This window comes from Leisingera sp. CC-HEC096 (genome assembly GCF_059429235.1).
Genome location: NZ_JCAIJS010000001.1, coordinates 1664950 through 1684769 on the forward strand (window position 1 = coordinate 1664950; position 19820 = coordinate 1684769).

Annotated in this window: 19 protein-coding genes; 10 read left to right on the plus strand and 9 right to left on the minus strand. The window is 63.3% G+C overall.

Annotated elements, in window-relative coordinates; genetic code table 11:
- The gene (hppD, locus tag AC5STI_RS08125; RefSeq protein ID WP_490399060.1) at nt 1–1101 is read right to left on the minus strand and encodes a 4-hydroxyphenylpyruvate dioxygenase; all 1101 of its coding nucleotides are present in this window, start codon (nt 1099–1101) and stop codon (nt 1–3) included.
- 152 nt (nt 1102–1253) lie between these two features.
- Between hppD and AC5STI_RS08130 the strand changes: the two genes are divergently transcribed.
- The 3 genes from AC5STI_RS08130 to AC5STI_RS08140 all read left to right on the plus strand — a co-directional run bounded on the left by AC5STI_RS08130 (nt 1254) and on the right by AC5STI_RS08140 (nt 4988).
- Nucleotides 1254–1709, plus strand: a complete 456-nt coding sequence (locus tag AC5STI_RS08130) for an Lrp/AsnC family transcriptional regulator (RefSeq protein ID WP_475046596.1) — start codon at nt 1254–1256, stop codon at nt 1707–1709.
- A 66-nt stretch (nt 1710–1775) separates the two neighbouring features.
- The gene (locus AC5STI_RS08135; protein WP_490399059.1) at nt 1776–2996 is read left to right on the plus strand and encodes a PAS domain-containing protein; all 1221 of its coding nucleotides are present in this window, start codon (nt 1776–1778) and stop codon (nt 2994–2996) included.
- Nucleotides 2997–3098: 102 nt separating this feature from the next.
- On the plus strand, nt 3099–4988 hold the full coding sequence (locus tag AC5STI_RS08140) for a monovalent cation:proton antiporter-2 (CPA2) family protein (protein ID WP_475046599.1): 1890 nt from the start codon (nt 3099–3101) through the stop codon (nt 4986–4988).
- A 48-nt stretch (nt 4989–5036) separates the two neighbouring features.
- Here AC5STI_RS08140 and cobT read toward each other — a convergent pair whose 3' ends face one another.
- Nucleotides 5037–6053, minus strand: a complete 1017-nt coding sequence (gene cobT / locus AC5STI_RS08145) for a nicotinate-nucleotide--dimethylbenzimidazole phosphoribosyltransferase (protein ID WP_495446307.1) — start codon at nt 6051–6053, stop codon at nt 5037–5039.
- A 101-nt stretch (nt 6054–6154) separates the two neighbouring features.
- Between cobT and cobS the strand changes: the two genes are divergently transcribed.
- Complete coding sequence (gene cobS / locus AC5STI_RS08150; protein WP_495446308.1) at nt 6155–6913, plus strand: adenosylcobinamide-GDP ribazoletransferase; 759 nt, start codon at nt 6155–6157, stop codon at nt 6911–6913.
- Between the two features lie 67 nt (nt 6914–6980).
- Here cobS and AC5STI_RS08155 read toward each other — a convergent pair whose 3' ends face one another.
- The 5 genes from AC5STI_RS08155 to AC5STI_RS08175 all read right to left on the minus strand — a co-directional run bounded on the left by AC5STI_RS08155 (nt 6981) and on the right by AC5STI_RS08175 (nt 12109).
- The gene (locus tag AC5STI_RS08155) at nt 6981–7490 is read right to left on the minus strand and encodes a CarD family transcriptional regulator (RefSeq protein ID WP_027236940.1); all 510 of its coding nucleotides are present in this window, start codon (nt 7488–7490) and stop codon (nt 6981–6983) included.
- Nucleotides 7491–7789: 299 nt separating this feature from the next.
- Nucleotides 7790–8128, minus strand: a complete 339-nt coding sequence (gene fdxA / locus AC5STI_RS08160) for a ferredoxin FdxA (RefSeq protein WP_027236939.1) — start codon at nt 8126–8128, stop codon at nt 7790–7792.
- 62 nt (nt 8129–8190) lie between these two features.
- A complete protein-coding gene (locus AC5STI_RS08165; RefSeq protein WP_475046604.1) occupies nt 8191–8565 on the minus strand; it encodes an RNA-binding S4 domain-containing protein in 375 nt (124 codons plus the stop codon).
- A gap of 7 nt (nt 8566–8572) precedes the next feature.
- Entirely contained in the window at nt 8573–11515 is a 2943-nt protein-coding gene (locus AC5STI_RS08170) for a helicase-related protein (protein ID WP_495446309.1), read from the minus strand.
- Between the two features lie 27 nt (nt 11516–11542).
- Nucleotides 11543–12109, minus strand: coding sequence for a tetratricopeptide repeat protein (locus AC5STI_RS08175; protein ID WP_495446310.1), 567 nt, complete (start codon nt 12107–12109; stop codon nt 11543–11545).
- Nucleotides 12110–12209: 100 nt separating this feature from the next.
- On the opposite strand from AC5STI_RS08175, the gene AC5STI_RS08180 reads away from it, so the two are divergent.
- The 6 genes from AC5STI_RS08180 (at nt 12210) to AC5STI_RS08205 (ending at nt 17983) form a co-directional block, all read left to right on the plus strand.
- Nucleotides 12210–12500: an SCP2 sterol-binding domain-containing protein gene (locus AC5STI_RS08180; RefSeq protein ID WP_475046608.1), complete on the plus strand. Its 291-nt coding sequence runs from the start codon at nt 12210–12212 to the stop codon at nt 12498–12500.
- Nucleotides 12500–13462 (plus strand): alpha/beta fold hydrolase, encoded by a 963-nt coding sequence (locus AC5STI_RS08185; RefSeq protein ID WP_495446311.1) that lies wholly within the window; start codon nt 12500–12502, stop codon nt 13460–13462. Before AC5STI_RS08180 ends, AC5STI_RS08185 begins: the two co-directional genes overlap by 1 nt.
- A gap of 160 nt (nt 13463–13622) precedes the next feature.
- A complete protein-coding gene (locus AC5STI_RS08190) occupies nt 13623–15443 on the plus strand; it encodes a M3 family oligoendopeptidase (RefSeq protein WP_495446312.1) in 1821 nt (606 codons plus the stop codon).
- Complete coding sequence (locus tag AC5STI_RS08195) at nt 15443–15922, plus strand: GNAT family N-acetyltransferase (RefSeq protein ID WP_495446313.1); 480 nt, start codon at nt 15443–15445, stop codon at nt 15920–15922. The genes AC5STI_RS08190 and AC5STI_RS08195 overlap by 1 nt, the downstream gene beginning before the upstream one ends.
- 133 nt (nt 15923–16055) lie before the next feature.
- Nucleotides 16056–16517 (plus strand): DUF995 domain-containing protein, encoded by a 462-nt coding sequence (locus AC5STI_RS08200; RefSeq protein ID WP_495446314.1) that lies wholly within the window; start codon nt 16056–16058, stop codon nt 16515–16517.
- A 131-nt stretch (nt 16518–16648) separates the two neighbouring features.
- The gene (locus tag AC5STI_RS08205; protein ID WP_495446315.1) at nt 16649–17983 is read left to right on the plus strand and encodes a methyltransferase family protein; all 1335 of its coding nucleotides are present in this window, start codon (nt 16649–16651) and stop codon (nt 17981–17983) included.
- Here the strand turns inward: AC5STI_RS08205 and AC5STI_RS08210 are convergent, their stop codons facing one another.
- Both AC5STI_RS08210 and rpoH read right to left on the minus strand, forming a co-directional pair.
- Nucleotides 17984–18253 carry a DksA/TraR family C4-type zinc finger protein gene (locus tag AC5STI_RS08210; protein WP_495446316.1) on the minus strand — a complete coding sequence of 90 codons (270 nt, stop codon included), beginning with the start codon at nt 18251–18253 and terminating at the stop codon, nt 17984–17986. It abuts the gene before it with no gap.
- A 534-nt stretch (nt 18254–18787) separates the two neighbouring features.
- Nucleotides 18788–19684: an RNA polymerase sigma factor RpoH gene (rpoH, locus tag AC5STI_RS08215; RefSeq protein WP_475046619.1), complete on the minus strand. Its 897-nt coding sequence runs from the start codon at nt 19682–19684 to the stop codon at nt 18788–18790.
- Nucleotides 19685–19820 lie beyond the last annotated feature (136 nt).

Sequence of the window (19820 nt, forward strand, 5' to 3'; positions counted from 1 at the left end):
TTATTCCGCGGCCTGGATCTCGCCGTTTTCGATCTGCTCGCGCTCGATCGATTCAAACAGCGCCTTGAAGTTGCCTTCGCCAAAGCCGTCGTCGCCCTTGCGCTGGATGAATTCAAAGAAGATCGGCCCGATCACAGTCTTGGAGAAGATCTGCAGCAGGATCTTGGTTTCGCCGCCATCGACCACGCCTTCGCCGTCGATCAGGATGCCATGCTTCTTCATCCGGTCCAGCGGCTCGTCATGTCCCTGCACCCGGTCGTGGCTCAGGTCGTAATACGTTTCCGGCGGGGCCGGCATGAAGCGGATGCCGCGCTCCGAGATCTCATCGGTCGAGTCATAGATGTTCTCGGTGCCGACGGCGATGTGCTGGATGCCCTCACCCTTGTACTTCTTCAGATAGGAGACGATCTGCCCGGTCTCGCCGCGGTCCTCGTTGATCGGGATCCGGATACGGCCGCAGGGCGAGGTCAGCGCGCGGCTCAGCAAGCCGGTGTACTTGCCTTCAATGTCAAAGAAACGGATCTCCTTGAAGTTGAACAGCTCGCCGTAGAACTTGAACCACTTGTCCATGTTGCCCTTGTAGACATTGTGGGTCAGGTGATCGAGGTAGTAGAAGCCGACGCCGCGCGGCTTGGACTGCTTCAGCCACTCGAATTCCTCGTTGTAGGGCGAGGTGTCGTAGTACTGGTCGATGAAGTAGATCAGCGAACCGCCGATGCCCTTGATCGCGGGCACATCCATGGTCTTGTCATCGCCGTCGTAGGCTTCGGCACCCTTGGCGACGGCATGTTCGAACGCCTTCTGCGCGTCGGCCACGCGCCAGCCCATCGACGGGGCGCAGGGGCCGTGCTCTGCCACGAACTTTTCGGCAAAGCTGCCGGCCTCGGCGTTCAGAATGTAGGTGATATCGCCCTGCTGCCACAGCTCGACGCCGGGCTTCTGCTTGTGGCGGCCGACCAGCTCATAGCCCATCTGGGTGAACAGGTCGCGCAGTTCCTGCGGCTCGGGGCTGGCAAATTCAACAAATTCAAAGCCATCGGTGCCAGCGGGGTTCTCCGGCGTGATCTCGGATTTCGGGGCGTTATGCGGGAACGGGCCCATTGCGCGTCTCCTTCATCTTGTGTGGGGACAGGATCAAATCTTGCCCTAAGGATACCGCTTTTCGGATACAGGTTTTCCGCATAGTTTCGCGCGCGCAGGTTGATATGCGCGGCCTTTTCACGGAAAGTGCCGAAAACGCGGAGATTTTGCGCATGCTGGACCCAACGGATACGAAACTCCTCGCAGCGCTGCAGAAAGACGCGCATCTGACGGCGCAGCAACTGGGAGACCTGCTCAACCTGTCGCCCAGCCAGGCCGGGCGGCGGCGCCAGCGGCTGGAGGCGGAAGGGTATATCGAGGGCTATTCGGCGCGGCTCAATCCGGCCAAGCTGGGGCTGGCCGTTCAGGGATTTGTGCAGGTGCATCTGGGCAGCCACGGCCCTGAACAGTCCAAGGGGTTCGCCCGGCTGGTGGCCAGCCAGCCGCAGATCACCTCAGCCTGGACGATGACCGGAGAGGCCGATTACCTGCTGCGTGTCTACTGTGCCGACTTGCAGGCGCTGAACACGCTGATCCACGAGATTCTGCTGCCGCATCCCGGGGTGTCACGGGTCCAGAGTCAGATCGTAATGGCACAATTAAAACGCGATGCGCCGCTGCCGACTTAACCAACAAACAAGAATTTCTATGTAATCAGGCTGCAACAAATATCTCAATCTGAAGTGGAAACTGACGTGTCCTTTGTCGACCGGCGTGTTGAAACGCGGCCAAGCAGCGGCGAGGCTCCCTTTGGCCTCAATGAAGTGTTCTTTTCGAGGACTGACAGCCGCGGTGTTATCCAGGCGGGTAACTATGTGTTCCGGCGGGTGGGCGGCTACCCATGGGAGGAATTGATTGGCGCTCCGCACAAGGTGATCCGCCACCCTGACATGCCCAAGGGCGTGTTTTCGCTGTTCTGGGACACCATCCAGCGCGGCGAGTTCATGGGTGCCTATGTCAAAAACAAAGCCAAGGACGGGTTGTATTACTGGGTCTTCGCCGTGGTGGTGCCGTGCCAGGACGGCTATCTGTCCGCGCGCATCAAGCCCAGCAGCAAGCTGTTCGAGGAGGTGCGCGGCCTGTATGCGCAGATGCTCAAGCGCGAAAAAGAGCATGGTGTAAAGCCAGAGGAAAGCGCCCGGTACCTGCTCGACTGGCTGGAAAGCCACGGCTACGAGAACTACCACCAGTTTGCCGCCCACGCGCTGAGCCAGGAGCTGATCGCGCGCGACACCGGCCTGGGCAACCAGCCGCATGCCCGCATCCAGGAGCTGACCGGCATGCTGCGCAATGCCGAAACCCTGGTGGAAGAGACCGAGGGGCTGATCGCCGATTTCGACGCCATGCACACGATCCCGCATAACCTGCGGGTGCTGGCCTCCCGGATTGAGCCTTCGGGCGGCCCGGTCACCGTGCTGTCGCAGAACTACGGATCCATGTCGCGTGAGATGTCGGATTGGTTCGCCGCGCATGTGATGGGCAAGAACAGCAACTTCGCCAAGATAAAATCCTCAGTGAATGACAGCCTGTTTGTCGAGGGCATGGCGCGGATCCTGATCGAGTGCGACCACCAGCTGCAAAGGGAGCGCCGCGAACTGGGCGAACTCGACATGGAGTCGGAGCGCAATATCCTCGGCGATCTGGTTCAGGAGCAGGTCAAGCGCGCGCAGGACGGGATGAAGGAGGTCCATCAGGAAGCCGATCGCATCACCAGCGCCTGCCAGATCATGCACCGGCACTTCCTTGGCCTCAGCTCGACCAGGGTGCTGCTCAAGATCGAAAGCGCCAGGCTGACCGATTCCGGCGAAACCCTGGCCGATATCATCGACCAGCTCGGCGGTTTCCAGGAGCGGATCTCGCGGCGGCTGGACCGGATCGGCAAGCTTAGTGAAGAAATCCGTCTCCTCGAACAATAATTCCGCAGCGCCTGCCCCCGGCAGGCGCTGAATTGCCTTATCAGCGCGCCACAGCTGCCAAAGCCATTGCCAAGGCACCGGCGCACTTGCGATACCTTCTGTATGGAAGAGTTTTTTTATCAGGCAACCGTTTATCTGGCAGCCGCCGTCATCGCGGTGCCGCTGGCCGCCCGTCTCGGCCTCGGCTCTGTGCTCGGCTACCTGGCGGCGGGCATCGCCATCGGCCCGGTGCTCGGCCTGACCGGCACCGAAACCGAGGATCTGCGCCATTTCGCCGAGTTCGGCGTGGTCATGATGCTGTTCCTGATCGGGCTGGAGCTGGAGCCGCGCGCGCTGTGGGCGATGCGGCACAAGCTGCTGGGGCTTGGCGGCATGCAGGTGTCGCTGTCCACGCTCGCGCTGATGGGCGCGGCAATGGCGATGGGCCAGCCCTGGCACGTCAGCCTGGCCATCGGCCTCGCTTTGTCGCTCTCCTCCACCGCGATCGTTTTGCAGACCCTTTCGGAAAAGGGGCTGATGCGGACCGGCGGCGGCCGCTCGGCCTTTTCGGTGCTGCTGACCCAGGACATTGCGGTGATCCCGATCCTCGCCTTCCTGCCGCTGCTTGGCTCATACGCCATTCCGCAGTTTTCCAGCGATGGCTCCATCCGCCTCGAAGGCGATGACCACGGCGCGGGCCACGGTTCCCTGTCGCTGGTGGAAGGGCTGCCGGGCTGGGCGGTAACACTTGTCACCCTGGCAGCCATCGCCTTCATCATCCTGGCGGGCATCTACCTGACCCGGCCGCTGTTCCGCTTTATCCACGCCTCCAACCTGCGCGAGATGTACACCGCCTTGGCGCTGATGATCGTGGTCGGGATTTCCTTCCTGATGACGCTGGTCGGCCTGTCGCCGGCGCTTGGCGCGTTTTTGGCGGGGGTGGTTCTGGCCAACTCCGAATTCCGGCATGAGCTGGAAAGCGACCTCAACCCTTTCAAAGGCTTGCTGCTGGGGCTGTTTTTCATCACCGTCGGCGCGGGCATTGACTACCGCCAGTTTCTGGCTGATCCCGGCGACCTGATCGGCCTGGCCGCGCTGGTGATACTGGCCAAAGGCATAGTGCTGTTTGCGGTCGGCCGCGCCTTTGGCCTTCGCCGCCGCGGGTTGTGGCTGTTTACCCTCAGCCTGGCGCAGGCCGGGGAATTCGGCTTTGTCTTGCTTGCCTTTTCGCGCCAGCTCAACGTCATTCCGGCGGCGCTGTCGGAAAAGCTGCTCTTGGTGATTGCGCTGTCGATGCTGATCACGCCACTGCTGTTCATCCTCTATGACTTCCTGTCCAAGCGTATGGGGGACGCCCGACAAGAACATGAGCCGGACGAGATTGACGAGGAAGGCCCGGTCATCATCGCGGGCATCGGCCGCTTCGGGCAGATCGTTAACCGGCTGGTGCAGGCCAGCGGCTTCAAGACCGTGGTGCTGGACCACGATATGGAAGCGGTGCAGCTGATGCGCCGTTTCGGGGTCAAGAGCTTCCTGGGCGACCCGACCCGGCCGGAGCTGCTGAAGGCGGCCGGCATCGCCAAGGCCAAGGTTTTTGTGGTGGCGCTGGACGATCCCGAAGGGGTGGTCAAGATGGTGGCCTATGTGCGCCGCGCGTATCCGGACCTGCACATCATCGCCCGCGCCAAGGACCGCAACCACGTCTATGAGCTGTATCAGGCCGGCGCCGACGATATCGTGCGCGAGCTGTTCGACAGCTCGGTGCGGGCGGGCCGCTATGTGCTGGAGAACGTCGGCCTCAGCGAATACGAGGCGGCGCAGGCGGCGCAGACCTTCTATGCCCACGACCGCCAGAACCTGCGCGATCTGGCCGAGCATTGGATTCCCGGCACCCCGGCCAGCCAGAACCCCGCCTATATTGAACGCGCGCGCGAGCTGGAGAAGGCACTGGAAAGCGCGATTTTCGAGATGGCGGAGCGCAAGCGCAAGAAATCCTCGGAAGCCGCAGAATGAAAAAGCCCCGGCACAGGCCGGGGCTTTTTCATGTTGGCATTCGGCCGGTCAGCCGTCTGAAACCCCCGCCTCGGCAAAGGTCGCCATGCCGCTGTGGCAGGCAATTGCGCCTTTCAGCACCTGGATCGCCAGCGCAGCGCCGGAGGCCTCGCCCAGCCGCAGGCCCAGAGACAGCAGCGGCTGCTTGCCCAGCTTCTCCAGAAGCGCCGGATGCGCGCCCTCGGCGCTTTGATGGCCTGCCAGCGTGTGGTCCAGCGCCCCGTCTGCGGTCTGCAGCAGGCAGGCGGCTGCGGCGCAGCAGATGAAGCCGTCCAGGATCACCGGGATGCGCAGCACCCGGGCCGCGGCAATGGCCCCGGCCATGGCGGCAATCTCGCGCCCGCCAAGGCAGGCCAGCGCGTCGAGGCCGTCGCGGATAGCGTCCTTGTGCAGTGCCACGCCTTCCGCCACCACCCGGGTTTTGTTCGCAAGGCCCGCGTCATCCACACCGGTGCCGCGCCCGGTCCAATCCGCCGCGTCCCCGCCGAACAGGGCACAGGCCAGGGCTGCGGCCGGGGTGGTATTGCCAATGCCCATCTCGCCAACCACCAGCAGGTCAGCGCTCGGGTCGACCGCATCCCACCCCGCCTGCAGCGCTGCCAGCAGGTCGTCACCGCTCATCGCTGCACCTTGGGTGAAATCGGCGGTCGGGCGGTCCAGCTCCAGGGCGAGCACATCCATGCGCGCGCCTGCCAGTTTGGCCAGCTGGTTGATCGCGGCGCCGCCGTGCTCGAAGTTGATCACCATCTGCGCGGTAACCTCCGGCGGAAAGGCCGAAACGCCTTGCGCGGTCACCCCGTGATTGCCGGCAAAGACGATCACCTGCGGCGCGGCGATTTCGGGCCGGTCGCTGCCGCGCCAGCCGCCGTACCAGACGGCGAGATCCTCCAGCCGCCCCAGCGCGCCCGGCGGTTTGGTCAGCTGGGTATTGCGCGCGGCTGCCCCCTGCAGGGCGGCCTGATCCTGGGCCGGTGCGGCGGCGAGTGCGGCGCGGAAATCATCAAGGGAGGAAAGCTGTGGCAGCATGTGAAAGCCTCGTTGCATCTGAGCGGGTGACGCGGATAAAGCGGTTGGCAATCTGTTTAACCGCTGGCGGCAGTGCCGCAAGCCCCGCAATAGGCCCGTAAATGCGAAAAAACGACATCCAGGCAAAAGACGTGGCTTTAGCACTGGTGCTGCTGACCCGGCTGCCGCTGCCGCATCTGCCGGCGGAGGCGTTCCAGCGCCAGGCCAAGGCTGTCTGGGCGTTTCCGCTGGCGGGTCTTGCGGTTGCCCTGCCCGCAGCACTGCTTGCCGCGCTGGCGCTGGCGGCGGGCTTGCCTGCCACGGTGGCCGCGGGGCTGGCGCTGGCGGTTCAGGTCATGCTGACCGGCGCCATGCATGAAGACGGGCTGGCCGATACGGCCGACGGGCTGTGGGGCGGCTTCAGCCGCGAACGGCGGCTGGAGATCATGAAGGACAGCCGCATCGGCGCCTATGGGGTGATTGCGCTGATCCTCGGGTTCGGCCTGCGCTGGAGCGCTTTGACGGCCTTGCTGCAAGTTGCGGGCCCCTGGCCGCTGCTGGCGCTGGCGATGATGAGCCGGGCGGTGATGCCCGCGCTGATGGCGGTGCTGCCCAACGCGCGCGCCGCGGGGCTGTCGCAGACTGTGGGCCGCCCCCGTGCCCTGCCCTGCGGGCTGGCAGCGTTTCTGGCGGTTCTGCTGTCCTTGCCGCTGATTGGTTCGGCGGCCATTGCAGTCGCGCTTGCAATGGGCGCAGCCGCCTTGGGCCTGGGCGCGCTGGCCAAGGCCAAGATCGGCGGCCAGACCGGCGACATCCTCGGCGCTTCGCAGCAAGTGGCGGAGATCGCTGGGCTTCTCGCCCTCCTCGCCATCTGCAGCTGAGCCGGTCCGGGCATGAAAAAGGGCCGCGCCTTCGCAGGCACGGCCCTCCAACTTATGATCTGTCAGATCAGGCAGCGCGGGAGGTCAGAACCTCATCCACCTGCTTGGCGGCGGCAATCTCGTCATTGCCGGAGACGGCGGCCACTTCGCGGGTCAGGCGCTCCAGCGCAGCTTCGTACAGCTGGCGCTCGGAGTAGCTCTGCTCGCGCTGGTCGTCGGTGCGGTGCAGGTCGCGGACCACTTCAGCGATCGAGATCAGATCGCCGGAATTGATCTTCTGCTCATACTCCTGGGCGCGGCGCGACCACATGGCGCGCTTCACCTTGGCCTTGCCCTTGAGCGTCTTCATCGCCTGCTCGATCACATCGGGCGAGCTCAGCGAACGCATCCCCACTTCGGTCGCCTTGTTGGTCGGCACCCGCAGGGTCATCTTGTCCTTTTCAAAGGTGATCACGAAAAGCTCCAGCGCAAAGCCGGCCACTTCCTGCTCCTCGATCGAGATGATCTGGCCAACGCCATGCGCCGGGTAGACCACGTAATCATTGGGGCGGAATTCGAGCTTCTTCGACTTGGTCATACAGGTTTTTCCTCACTCACAGCCGGGCGGCACCGGCATTAACGCGAAAAAGCACCCGGCTCCGGCCAGTTCATCTGGACCAGTCCCCGGGACATTTTCTCCGCAGAAATACCGCCCAAAGTGCGCACCGCTTGAGGCGTGCGCCGGGGGCGGACTCCGATTGTTTATGTCTATTGTGCTTGGAGTATATCATAAAAAAGGGCCGCCCGGAAGGCGGCCTGCTGGCAAGGAGCCGTAAAATCCCAATGCAATACGGCGAATTTCCGCACAAATGCGGCACCTCTGCGTGTGGCGGAGAATCAGCCGCCTTCGCCGGGTGCCTCGGAGAAATACTTCTCCATCTTGCCCTCTTCGCCGTCGCGTTCTTCGGCGTCGGGCAGCGGGTCCTTCTTGGACACGATCACCGGCCACATTTCGGAGTATTTGCGGTTGAATTCAACCCATTTGTCCATGTCCGGCTCGGTGTCCGGGCGGATGGCATCCGCCGGGCATTCCGGTTCGCAGACGCCGCAATCGATGCATTCGTCGGGGTGGATCACCAGAGTGTTCTCGCCCTCATAGAAGCAATCCACCGGGCATACCTCGACACAGTCGGTGTATTTGCAGGCGATGCAGTTTTCCGTCACGACATAGGTCATAGTACCGAGTCCCGTTATCCGTTTGCGCCTAGCTAATCCAGACCGGCCAAGGCTTCAAGCCGTCAAAGGGTATCCTGCTTGCGAGTAAGATCAAGCGCCCTGCGGGCTTTTTTGTCCGGGCGGCCTTTTCCTTCGAACTTGGGGTTGGCCGGAACTTTTTCCTGCTTTTCCGTCATGTCAAAGTACAGCGCCTGCGCTTCCGGTGCCGGGCCGCGGCGCTCGCCGATGGCCTCAATGCGGACCACGCGGATCATCTTGCCCTGGGCAAAGGTCAGAACGTCCCCGGGGGAGACGTTCTGAGCCGGTTTCAATGCCTTGGCGCCATTGACGCGCACATGGCCCGCACCGACCTGTTTGGCGGCAAGGCTGCGGGTTTTGAAAAACCGCGCATACCACAGCCACTTGTCGATGCGGATCTTGGGCGCGCCTTCGGCCATGGCCGGGTCAGTCGCCCTGTTTCAGCCCCATCAGCGCAGCGGCAAAGGGGTTGTCCGGGTCGATCTGCTTTTCCTTCTTGGCGGGACGCGAGGAATAAGTCTTGGCGCCTTTGTCCTGGCGCGGACCGCCCTTGCGGCCCGGCTTGCCGCGGCCTCCGCCTTCGCCGCCGCGCGGCTTGCCCTTGCCGCCAGGCTTGCCTTCGCCCTGCGGACGGCGGTTCTGCTGGCGCTGGCCGCCTTGTCGGCCGCCACGGTTGCCGCCCCAAGTGAAGGTATAGAAGACCTCCATTTCCGGCTCGTCCACCACGGCATCGGCAGCCTCGCCAACCGGGGTTTCATCGGCAGCGGTTTCCGCAACCGGCGTCTCGGCCATCGGCTCGGCCGGTTCTTCGGCGATCGGAGCAACGCCTGCATCCTCAATCGCTTCAGTGCCTGCGGGCACATCTGCGGGTGCGGCTTCGCCGTCTTCGGCCGGTGCGGCGGCGGGCGTGTTCTCCACCTCAGCGGCGGCGTCCATCACCGGCTTGTCTTCGGACGGGGTTCCGGTTTCGGTTACCACGGCGTCCACCGGCTTCACCTTCTGGCGCTCGCCCTTCTCGGCCTTGTAGCCCAGGCCCTGCATCAGGTCGGCAAACTGCTCCAGCGTCATGCCGGTGATCGACAGCATGTCGGCCTTGGCTTCAAAGCCGCCGCGGCTGTCTTCGGCGCGCAGCATGTCGGCCAGGCGCTCCAGCATGTCGATGCGGATCATCCGCTCGCCTGCGGCACGGTAACCGCACATGGTGTCGTAACCTTCCGGCGCGTCCTTGATCGACGGCACGGTGACCAGGCCCGGGGGCGGTGCTTCGGGGAAGTCCTGCAGGCCATTGGCCAGCGACCACAGCACCAGGCGCAGACGGGTCGGTGCGGGCTTCAGCAGCAGCGGCATGAAGATGGTGAACTGGCCGAAGCGGATGCCATGCTTGCGCAGCGCGCCGCGGGCGTCCTGATCCAGGTCCTTGACCTCTTGCGCAACGCCTGCACGCGGCAGCACGCCGAGGTTTTCGACCATCCGGAAGGCAAAACCGCGGGCCAGGCCCGACAGCTCTTCGTCCTTCTGCAGGTTCAAGAGCGGTTCGAACAGCGCGTTGATCTTGCGGGTGATGAAATGCAGCAGGCGGCGCTCGACCTTCTGGGCGACATCCGGCCCGGCGGCGTCATCGACGAACACCTCGATCTGCGGGCTCAGCGCGTCCGCGCCGGCCACCAGCTTGCCCACCGCGTCGCCGCCCCACATCAGGCCGCCTTGCTCGGTAAAATCGATCTCGGTATCGGGCGCGTTATAGAACCGGTCCGCACGCAGATGGAATTGCGGCGCCAAAGCCTGCAGCGAGGCCGCTTTCAAGGCTTTCGCCTCAGCACCCTGCGCACCTTTGTCCGGGCTGAACCGGAACCCTTCCAGACGGCCGACGAATTCGCCTTCGACCGTCACTTCACCCTTGTCATTCACTTCGGCCAAAAGGGCCTCCTTCTGTTTGAGCCGGCGCAGAAGCACGGATGTGCGCCGGTCCACAAATCGCTGAGTCAAGCGCTCGTGCAGCGCGTCTGACAACCTGTCTTCTACAGCGCGCGTCTCCCCGCGCCAATGGCTTTCGTCACGCAGCCAGCCATTCCGCTGCGCGACATATGTCCACGTCCGGATAAATGCCAGACGTTTGGACAGGGTATCGATGTTGCCGTCGGTCCGGTCAATCCGCTTGATCTGGCGAGCCATCCAGTCGTCCGGCACCACGCCGCCGCCGTGCAGATGCTCAAATATAACGCCCAGAAGCGAAGAATGTTCCGCATGGCTGATGCCGCGGAAGTCGGGAATCCGGCAGACGTCCCACAGCAGTTTCACAGATTGCGCATTGGTTGTGCGGGCGATCACGGCGGATTCCCGCGACAGCATTTTCAGCGCGCCCAGGTCGTCGGCCTCGCGCGCCTTGATCAGGTGCTCGTTCGAGGGGCTTGATTCGAGCGAGTTGATCAGCGCTTCGACGGTGCCGAACTGCAAGTCCGCAGAGCGCCAGTTGAGCTTTTTCAGCGGCGTGAACTGGTGGTTCATGATGGCCGAGGCGGTTCCCTCGTCCAGCGGCCGGGCGTCGCCGGTGACGCCGAAGGTGCCGTGGCTCATCCCCCGGCCCGCGCGGCCTGCGATCTGCGCCAGCTCATTGGGGGCCAGCTCGCGCATCCGGCGGCCGTCGAACTTGGTGGTGGAGGAAAACGCCACGTGGTCGATGTCGAGGTTGAGCCCCATGCCGATGGCATCGGTGGCAACCAGATAATCGACCTCGCCATTCTGGTAGAGCGCCACCTGGGCGTTGCGGGTGCGCGGGGAAAGCGCGCCCATCACCACCGCCGCGCCGCCCTTCTGGCGGCGGATCAGCTCGGCAATCGCATAGACATTATCAACCGAAAACCCGACGATGGCGGTGCGCGGCGGCATCCGGCTTATCTTTTTCGAACCTGCGTAGACCAGATCGGACATCCGCTCGCGGCGGTGGAATTCCACGCCCGGCACCAGCGCGGAAATCGGCCCGCGCATGGTGTCGGCGCCCAAGAACAGCGTCTCTAGCGTGCCGCGGGCGCGCAGCAGCCGGTCGGTGAACACGTGGCCGCGCTCAGGGTCGGCGCACAACTGGATCTCGTCGATCGCCAGGAAGTCGCAGCCCATGCCCTCCGGCATCGCCTCCACCGTGCAGATCCAGTACTGCGCCCGCGGCGGCACGATCCGCTCCTCGCCTGTGACCAGCGCCACAACGGACGGCCCGCGGGCGGCGACCACCTTGTCGTAAACCTCGCGCGCCAGCAGACGCAGCGGGAATCCCATGATCCCGGTGCGGTAGCCGAGCATGCGTTCGATGGCGTAATGTGTTTTGCCGGTATTGGTCGGGCCCAGGACGGCCACGATCCGCGATGCGCTTGCCATTGCTTCAGCCCCCGCCCCCGAAAGGGCTTAGAGTTCCCTGCCCTCGACAGAGGGCTTCAGACGTTCGAGGGCGCTGCTTACTTCCTCGTGATGCGGATGTATAGCCTTGGCGCGCCGGTAGGCCTGATAGGCGCGCTCAGGCTCGCGGAACTGTTCAAAAAGCGCGCCCAGCGCATAGATGGCGTTGTAATCCTTGGGGTTCAAGGCCAGCGCCCGTTCCAGGTCGGCCACCGATGGCCCGTAGAGACCAAGCGCGAAATAGACCCGTGCACGCTCGTACCAGCCGCGGGCGAACCCCGGCGCGTGGTCGGTCAGCGCCGTCAGATGCTCTGCCGCCTGCTGCAAGTCTCCGCGCTCCATCGCATCGGTGCCGCGCCGCAGCAGCAGGTCCATCGACGGCGAGCCGCTCTTCGCCCACAGCGCCTGCAGCTCGCGATCTATTGCCGCAGCCTCCGCTGCTTCGGCCATCACGAGGTCCTGCAGCAGCACATCGGCCGACAGGCCCTGCGCAAGCCCCTGGCCAGGCAGGGACAGCGCGGCTGCGGCGGCCGTTGCCGCCACGATAGCTTTGAGCTTTGGGAAATTTCTCCGCATGATGCCTCCAGTGTAATCCCGCGCGCTGCATTTTCCAGTATTGGATGCACATGCTTCACAGGTTTGTGCTATAAGCGCGCCAAACAGATTGAGGACCGATATGAGCGTTACCCTTGAACAGGCAGCAGAAGCCCTGAACGGCAAACTGGACGCAGGCGAATTCGATTCCACCGCCAAGTTCCAGATCGAAGACCTGGGCGCCATCATGCTGGACGGCGCAGGCGCGCGTGTCGGCGACGAAGAGGCGGATGTGACCATGACCGCAGATGCCGACACCTTCCAGTCGATCCTGGACGGCGAGCTGAACCCGACTGCCGCCTTCATGTCCGGCAAGCTGACCATCGACGGCGACATGGGCGCTGCGATGAAGCTGGCCTCGGCCCTCGCCTGATGGACGGCGCCCCGGTGGAGCTGCAGCCGGCGCCCTTGTACGCGGAGATCGCGCAGGGGCCTGCGGACGGCGCAGCCCATTGGGTCCAGACCTCAGATGGCCTGCGCATCCGTGCAGGCCACTGGCGTCCTGAAGGAGCGGCCAAGGGCACGGTCCTGCTGTTCCCCGGGCGCACCGAGTATATCGAGAAATACGGGCTGGCCGCGGCGGAGTTTGCCGCTTGCGGCTATGCCACCCTCACCGTTGACTGGCGCGGCCAGGGGCTGGCCGGGCGGATGCTGGCGGAACGGCGGCTGGGTCATGTGGGCCATTTCACCGATTTCCAGAAAGACGTGCAGGCGCTGGCGGCGCTGGCGGAACAGCTGGACCTGCCCCGGCCGTGGTTCCTGGTTGGCCATTCCATGGGCGGCGCCATCGGCCTGCGGGCGCTGATCGAAGGCTTGGACGTCAATGCCTGCTGCTTCACCGGCCCGATGTGGGGCATCCAGATCCCGCCGCTGATGCGCCCGCTGGTTCGTGTGATAAGCGGCATCGCCCCCTATCTGCGCCTGCAGGAGCGGCTGCTGCCGACGACCGCGCTGGAGCAATACGTCCAGATCACCCCGTTTGAGGGCAACACGCTGACCACCGATCCGGAGATGTACCGGATGATGCACGCCCAGCTGGCGGCGCAGCCGGACCTGGCGCTTGGCGGCCCCACCATCCAATGGCTGCGCGTCAGCCTTGAGGAATGCGCCGAGCTGGCAGCAATGCCCTCCCCCGCGCTGCCCTGCATCACCTTCCTTGGCACCGACGAGCAGATCGTTAACGTGCAAGCCATCCATGACCGCATGGACCGCTGGCCCGGCGGCAAGCTGGACCTGATCAAGGGCGGCCAGCACGAAGTGATGATGGAGACCCCGGAAATCCGCACCCATGTCTTTACCAGCATGTGCCGCCTGTTTGAGCAGCACGGCGGCTGACGGCGTGCCTTTGTCCGTTGCCTGTGCAGCGCACCCCTCTTTTACCCGGCCGTTACCCGCCTCTGCCATTCTCCTGTGCTGATCCGCCCCCGGCTGCTTGTGATCCCGCAAGCCGCCGCTTAGATGTTGGGGCAAAGCATTTCACATGACAGGAGCCCCCATGTTCCAGCTTCCCTTCCCCGTCCGCGACGCAAACGCCACAGCCGGTTCCGGCGGCCTTGGCGACCTGCCGGAATGGGACCTCAGCGACCTCTACACCTCCGAGGACGCCCCCGAACTGGCCCGCGATCTGGACTGGCTCCAGCAGGAATGCGCCGCCTTCGCCGCCGATTACGAGGGCAAGCTGGCGGATCTTGACGCGGATGGCCTGCTGGAGTGCGTGCAGCGCAACGAGAAGATCAACAACATCGCCGGCCGCATCATGTCCTTTGCGGGCCTGCGCTATTACCAGCTGACCACCGACGCGGACCGCGCGGCCTTCCTGTCGGACTGCCAGGAAAAGGTGACCATCGCCACCACCCCGCTGGTGTTCTTCACGCTGGAGCTGAACCGGATCGAAGACAGCGTGATGGACGCGCATCTGGCCGCCAACGCGGAACTGGGGCGTTATGAGAGCGTCTTCCGCCGCATCCGCGCGATGAAGCCCTACCAGTTGTCCGATGAGCTGGAGAAATTCATGCACGACCTCGGCATCGTTGGCGACGCCTGGGAAAAGCTGTTTGACGAGACCATCGCCGGCCTCACCTTCACCGTGAACGGCGAAGAGCTGAACATCGAAGGCACCCTGAACCTGCTGACAGAGCAGGATCGTTCTAAACGCGAGGCTGCGGCCCGCGAACTGGCCCGCGTGTTCGGCGAAAACATCAAGACCTTTGCCCGCGTCCACAACACGCAAGCCAAGGAAAAAGAGATCATCGACCGCTGGCGCGGCATGCCCAGCGCACAGATGGGGCGCCACCTCTCCAACGACGTGGAGCCTGAGGTGGTCGAGGCGCTGCGCGAGGCGGTGGTTGCCGCCTACCCTAAGCTGAGCCACCGCTATTACGAGCTGAAGCGCAAATGGCTCGGCCTCGACGTCATGCAGGTCTGGGACCGCAACGCGCCCTTGCCGCTGGAAGACACCCGCACCATCAGCTGGGACGAGGCTGAAAAGACGGTGATGGAGGCTTATAACTCCTTTGACCCCCGCATGGGCGAGATCGCTGCGCCGTTCTTCTCCGACGGCTGGATCGACGCCGGCGTGAAGCCCGGCAAGGCGCCCGGCGCCTTTGCCCACCCGACTGTCACCAACGTCCACCCCTATGTGATGCTGAACTACCTGGGCAAACCGCGCGACGTGATGACCCTGGCGCATGAGCTGGGCCACGGCGTGCACCAGGTGCTGGCGGCAGAACAGGGCGAAATGCTCTCCTCCACCCCGCTGACGCTGGCGGAAACCGCGTCCGTGTTCGGCGAGATGCTCACCTTCCGCAAGATGCTCGACAAGGCCGAAACCAAGGAGCAGCGCAAGGTGCTGCTGGCGGGCAAGGTCGAGGACATGATCAACACGGTCGTGCGCCAGATCGCCTTTTATGATTTTGAATGCAAACTGCACGCCGCCCGTGCCGAGGGCGAGCTGACCCCGGACGACATCAACGCCATCTGGATGTCTGTGCAGGCCGAAAGCCTGGGCGAAGCGTTTGAGTACATGGACGGGTATGAGACCTTCTGGGCCTACATCCCGCACTTTGTGCATTCGCCCTTCTACGTTTACGCCTATGCCTTTGGCGACGGGCTGGTGAACGCGCTCTACTCGGTCTACGCCGAAGGCGGCGAAGGGTTCGAGGACAAGTATTTCGAGATGCTCAAGGCAGGCGGCTCCAAGCACCACAAGGAGCTGCTAGCGCCCTTCGGCCTCGATGCCACCGACCCCAAGTTCTGGGACAAGGGCCTCAGCATGATCTCCGGCTTCATTGACGAGCTGGAAGCGATGGAAGACTGATGCCCATCACCTTGCACCCGGTGGCCCGCAACGAATTTGATCTGGTTTCCCGCATCCAGGTGGAACCGGATCAGATCCGCTTTTCCGGCACTGTGGCGCAGGCGTTTGAAGAGAATGAGGAGGGCGTGGATTTTCACGCCATCCTCGACGATGCCCGCGCGGTCGGCTTCTTCAAAATCGACCGGCTGTATCATGAGACCTATGAGTTCGCCCAAGCGGATGAGCTGGGCCTGCGCGCCTTTATGATCGGCCGGGAGGATCAGGGCAACGGCTATGCCACCGCGGCCGTGGCAGCGCTGAAAGACTACCTGCCCGGCCATTACCCGGACCGCCGCGCGGTGGTGCTGACGGTCAACCTGCAGAACCCTGGCGCCGTCCGCTGTTACCTGAAGGGCGGCTTTGCCGATACCGGCGGCATATACCCCCACGGCCTTGCCGGCCCGCAGCACATCCTTCGGATGGACCTGGCGCGCGCCTGAAGCCAAAAGCTGCATCCGCGCGCGGGTCAGCCACCGGAAGCAGCAAAACAGGATACCTCTCAAAGTCACATTCTCGGAAAACCAGTCAATTTGTGGTATAGTAACGCAGTTCACTAGTTTGAGGGGATAAGTGATGTCATTGCTCAGAAACATCAGCATAGTAGCATCCGTTCTTGCAGCAACCGCGGTGTTTGCCGCTGGTCCTGACCGGAAGAATGCTGTCAGCGGTCAAACAATTGCAGAACTGTACGCGGGAAAAACGTGGGTCTGGAGCAAAGGCGGGTCCTACTGGGGGGCTGACGGCAAATTCCAGGCGGTATGGAAAGAGAGTGTCGGAATTGGCAAGTGGTATGCCACCACTCGGGGAAACCTCTGCTATGAAGCCGTTTGGTACTACGATGACGGCGGTAAGGTCGGCGAGGAGCCGGAAAAGAAATGCTGGCGGCACGTTGCAGACAGCCAGGGGCGCCTGTGGAAGCACGACCAGAAAAAGAATGAGTGGTACCGGACCAAAAAAGAGTTCGCCGAACGGGTTAAGCCAGGCAACAAGATTGGCAGGCAGGTCCGCAAGCTTCGCAAGAGATACGGCGTCTGACCCCCGGCAGGCTCCACGGGTCACGCTCTGAAAACGGCGACCAGCAGCTGCGAATTTCTGAATTGACGGGAAACTGCTGCTGCCTGAGCTAGCTTGATGCTGCAATGCCACATGCATCCGGTTCGAGCAGAATGAGTGAACGTCCCAGATCAGACCCGCCAGCCTCAGCGACCAGCCAGGTCACCATGCTGCTTGGGCTTGCTGGCTACTTCGCCGCCTTGTTGCTGATGCGGGGCACTGGCACCGGGCGGGTTGAGGCCGGGATTATTGCGATGCTCGCCACCGCGCTGCCAATGATGGCGCATGAGGTCCTGGTGCTGCGGGTGTACCGCCACAAGGCAGCCGGGCTTGGGCAGCTGACTGCGCTGCGCTGGCAGCACATCCACTGGCCGCGTGTGCTGGTGAAGCTGGTTGGCCTGTGCGGCACCCTCGCCGTGATCGCCGCGGCCTATTGGCTGTTTCCGGAATACCACCGTTCATTCTACGCGCCGTTCTGGGAGGCTTGCCGCATCTGCGTGCCGGTGCTTCTGGTCCTGGCGGTTCCCTACTTCATCCTCACCGATCTCCGGATGTGCAGGCCAGAAGACGGCTATTTTCACGCAGGCAACCTGCTCCTTGGCCGCCTCGCCCCAGCGAACAGGGCAGCTTTGCTGGACTACAGCCTCGGCTGGCTGATCAAGGGGTTCTTTCTGCCGCTGATGTTTGTCTATTTCAGCGGTAATGCCGCCTATTTGCTGAAGACGCCGCTGACCGCGGCAGTGGAGAGCTTTCCCGCCTTTGTCAGCTACACCGGCCGGCTGGCGGTGGGTGTCGACCTGGCCTTTGTCAGCATCGGCTATATGCTGACCCTGCGGCTCACCAATTCGCACATCCGCTCCTGCAATCCGCTGTTCTGGGGCTGGGTGGTGACGCTGGCAATGTATGTGCCGTTCTTCTCGGTCATCGGCCGCAAGTATCTGGAGTACAATGACGGTCTCGGCTGGCTGGACATGTTCGGGACCGGCTGGGGGCTTTGGGTGGCCCTTTGGGGCGCCGCCATCGTCACGGCCAAGGTGCTGTGGGCCTGGGCCAACGCCTCCTTTGGCATCCGGTTTTCCAACCTCACCCACCGCGGCATCATCACCAACGGCCCCTACCGCTGGACCCGCCATCCGTCGTATCTGTTCAAGAACATATCTTGGTGGCTGCTGTCGGTGCCCTTTTTCACCACCGAAGGCACCGCCGAGGCACTGCGCCACTGCTTGCTGCTGCTAGGCATCAACGGGATTTATTTCCTGCGCGCCAAGGCGGAGGAAAAGCACCTGTCCGAGGACCCGACCTATGTCGCCTACGCGCTGTGGGTCGAACAGCACGGCAGGCTGCGCTGGCTGGGGCGTATGCTGCCGCTTCTGCGGTATCAGCCGCCTGCGGGCGGTCCAAACGATATTGCTGACCGCACGGCGCCCGTGCCGCGATCCCGGCTCTGATTACTTCAGCTGGCTGTCCTTGGAGCCGCGCCGGTTGATGCCGCCGCGCGCCTGATGCGCGCCGTCGCGCTCCTGCTGGCAGTCGATGCAGAGCTTGACGCCGGGAATGGCCACGCGGCGTTTTTCCGGGATCGGCTCCTCGCATTCAGCGCAATGGGTCCGGCTTTCGCCCACCGGGCGCTTCTGCGCCTTCAGCCGCGCCAGCTCATCATTGATCGAAGCTTCGATCTGTTCATTCACCGCGCCGTCCTGCGCCCAGCCGCCTGCCATGGCTCCTCCTCCTGTGCCAGAGGATGTGAATGTAGGTACGCACAGGCAGCCTGACCAGTGCCGTGCGCCGGCAATATCCGAGCAATTCTGTCAACTATTTGATTTTATTGCATTTTCCATTGACCGGCCGGCAGGCAGCCGATACACAGAACACAAAGATTGCAAGCAAGCCAGAATCACCAGGCCGCAAGCAGCCAGCGCACCAGCCATCCTCCGGGACAGCCAGACCGCCAGCGATGCCCGCCACCAGAGTGATTTCAGCCAGCCACGCGCCAGACTTGCAGCCAGCACTTCCGCCAGTCAGCCCCATCCAGCCTAAGCGCACCCAGCTCCGCAGCAGCCAGGCACGCGCCAGACAGGTTTCCTGCCAGCATCCGCCAGCCATTCAGGTCAGCCTGACTGACCCAATGTTTCGCGCGCGAAACATTGGGGAAACACTGCTGCCGTAAAGCCAGCGCAACCGCCAGCAGCCCGGGGCACGAAAAAAGGCGGTGCCGGAGCACCGCCTTTATACGTTTCTTCGGGACACAGCGGTCAGACGCTGGACAGCATGCCCTTTTCGCTTGCCAGCTCGCGCATCTTCTTCTGCAGCTTTTCAAACGCCCGCACCTCGATCTGGCGGATCCGTTCGCGGCTGACGTTATACTGCGAGCTCAAGTCCTCAAGCGTCACCGCCTGATCCATCAGGCGGCGCTGGGTCAGGATGTCCTTCTCGCGATCGTTGAGCACATCCAGCGCTTCGGCCAGCAGCTCGCGCCGCGCCTCCAGCTCATCACGAGCCTCGTAATCGCCGGCCTGGTCGGCATCTTCATCCTCCAGCCAGTCCTGCCACTGCATGGTGCCCTCGCCCTCGCTGCCGACAGTGGCATTCAGCGAGGCATCGCCGCCGGACATGCGGCGGTTCATCGAGATCACCTCGTCCTCGGTCACGCCGAGATCCGTGGCGATTTTCTTGACATTCTCGGGGCGCAGATCGCCGTCTTCCAGCGCGCCGATGCGGGCCTTGGCCTTGCGCAGGTTGAAGAACAGTTTCTTTTGCGCCGAGGTGGTGCCCAGCTTCACCAGCGACCAGGAACGCAGGATGTATTCCTGGATCGAGGCGCGGATCCACCACATGGCATAGGTCGCCAGGCGGAAGCCCTTTTCCGGATCAAAGCGTTTCACCGCCTGCATCAGGCCAACATTCGCCTCAGAGATCACTTCGGCCTGCGGCAAGCCATAGCCGCGGTAGCCCATGGCGATTTTTGCCGCGAGCCGCAGATGGGAGGTCACCATCTTGTGGGCCGAAGCCGCATCCTGTTCCTCGACCCAGCGCTTCGCCAGCATGTATTCCTCTTCCGGTTCCAGCAGCGGAAATTTGCGGATTTCCTGGAGATACCGGTTCAGGCCGCCTTCGGGCGTCGGGGCAGGCAGGTTTGCATAATTCGCCATCTAAAGTGTCCCTCCCAAAATGTATAAGGACTTAACATTAGCGCATATGTGTTAGCGCTAAGCCCTTTTCAAGGACCGCTTGTGGAATTCTTCTATGTTAGCTCCGGCGGGGCGGTCTGTGAATTGCATCACAGGT

Coding starts and splice junctions, on each gene's coding strand:
- AC5STI_RS08175 (WP_495446310.1), bottom strand. CDS start 12,109: ATGCGGAGAAATTTCCCAAAGCTCAAAGCTATCGTGGCGGCAACGGCC.
- AC5STI_RS08210 (WP_495446316.1), bottom strand. CDS start 18,253: ATGGCAGGCGGCTGGGCGCAGGACGGCGCGGTGAATGAACAGATCGAA.
- AC5STI_RS08155 (WP_027236940.1), bottom strand. CDS start 7,490: ATGACCAAGTCGAAGAAGCTCGAATTCCGCCCCAATGATTACGTGGTC.
- AC5STI_RS08165 (WP_475046604.1), bottom strand. CDS start 8,565: ATGGCCGAAGGCGCGCCCAAGATCCGCATCGACAAGTGGCTGTGGTAT.
- AC5STI_RS08195 (WP_495446313.1), top strand. CDS start 15,443: ATGCCCATCACCTTGCACCCGGTGGCCCGCAACGAATTTGATCTGGTT.
- hppD (WP_490399060.1), bottom strand. CDS start 1,101: ATGGGCCCGTTCCCGCATAACGCCCCGAAATCCGAGATCACGCCGGAG.
- AC5STI_RS08190 (WP_495446312.1), top strand. CDS start 13,623: ATGTTCCAGCTTCCCTTCCCCGTCCGCGACGCAAACGCCACAGCCGGT.
- AC5STI_RS08200 (WP_495446314.1), top strand. CDS start 16,056: ATGTCATTGCTCAGAAACATCAGCATAGTAGCATCCGTTCTTGCAGCA.
- AC5STI_RS08180 (WP_475046608.1), top strand. CDS start 12,210: ATGAGCGTTACCCTTGAACAGGCAGCAGAAGCCCTGAACGGCAAACTG.
- cobS (WP_495446308.1), top strand. CDS start 6,155: ATGCGAAAAAACGACATCCAGGCAAAAGACGTGGCTTTAGCACTGGTG.
- rpoH (WP_475046619.1), bottom strand. CDS start 19,684: ATGGCGAATTATGCAAACCTGCCTGCCCCGACGCCCGAAGGCGGCCTG.
- AC5STI_RS08170 (WP_495446309.1), bottom strand. CDS start 11,515: ATGGCAAGCGCATCGCGGATCGTGGCCGTCCTGGGCCCGACCAATACC.
- AC5STI_RS08130 (WP_475046596.1), top strand. CDS start 1,254: ATGCTGGACCCAACGGATACGAAACTCCTCGCAGCGCTGCAGAAAGAC.
- AC5STI_RS08205 (WP_495446315.1), top strand. CDS start 16,649: ATGAGTGAACGTCCCAGATCAGACCCGCCAGCCTCAGCGACCAGCCAG.
- cobT (WP_495446307.1), bottom strand. CDS start 6,053: ATGCTGCCACAGCTTTCCTCCCTTGATGATTTCCGCGCCGCACTCGCC.
- AC5STI_RS08140 (WP_475046599.1), top strand. CDS start 3,099: ATGGAAGAGTTTTTTTATCAGGCAACCGTTTATCTGGCAGCCGCCGTC.
- fdxA (WP_027236939.1), bottom strand. CDS start 8,128: ATGACCTATGTCGTGACGGAAAACTGCATCGCCTGCAAATACACCGAC.
- AC5STI_RS08185 (WP_495446311.1), top strand. CDS start 12,500: ATGGACGGCGCCCCGGTGGAGCTGCAGCCGGCGCCCTTGTACGCGGAG.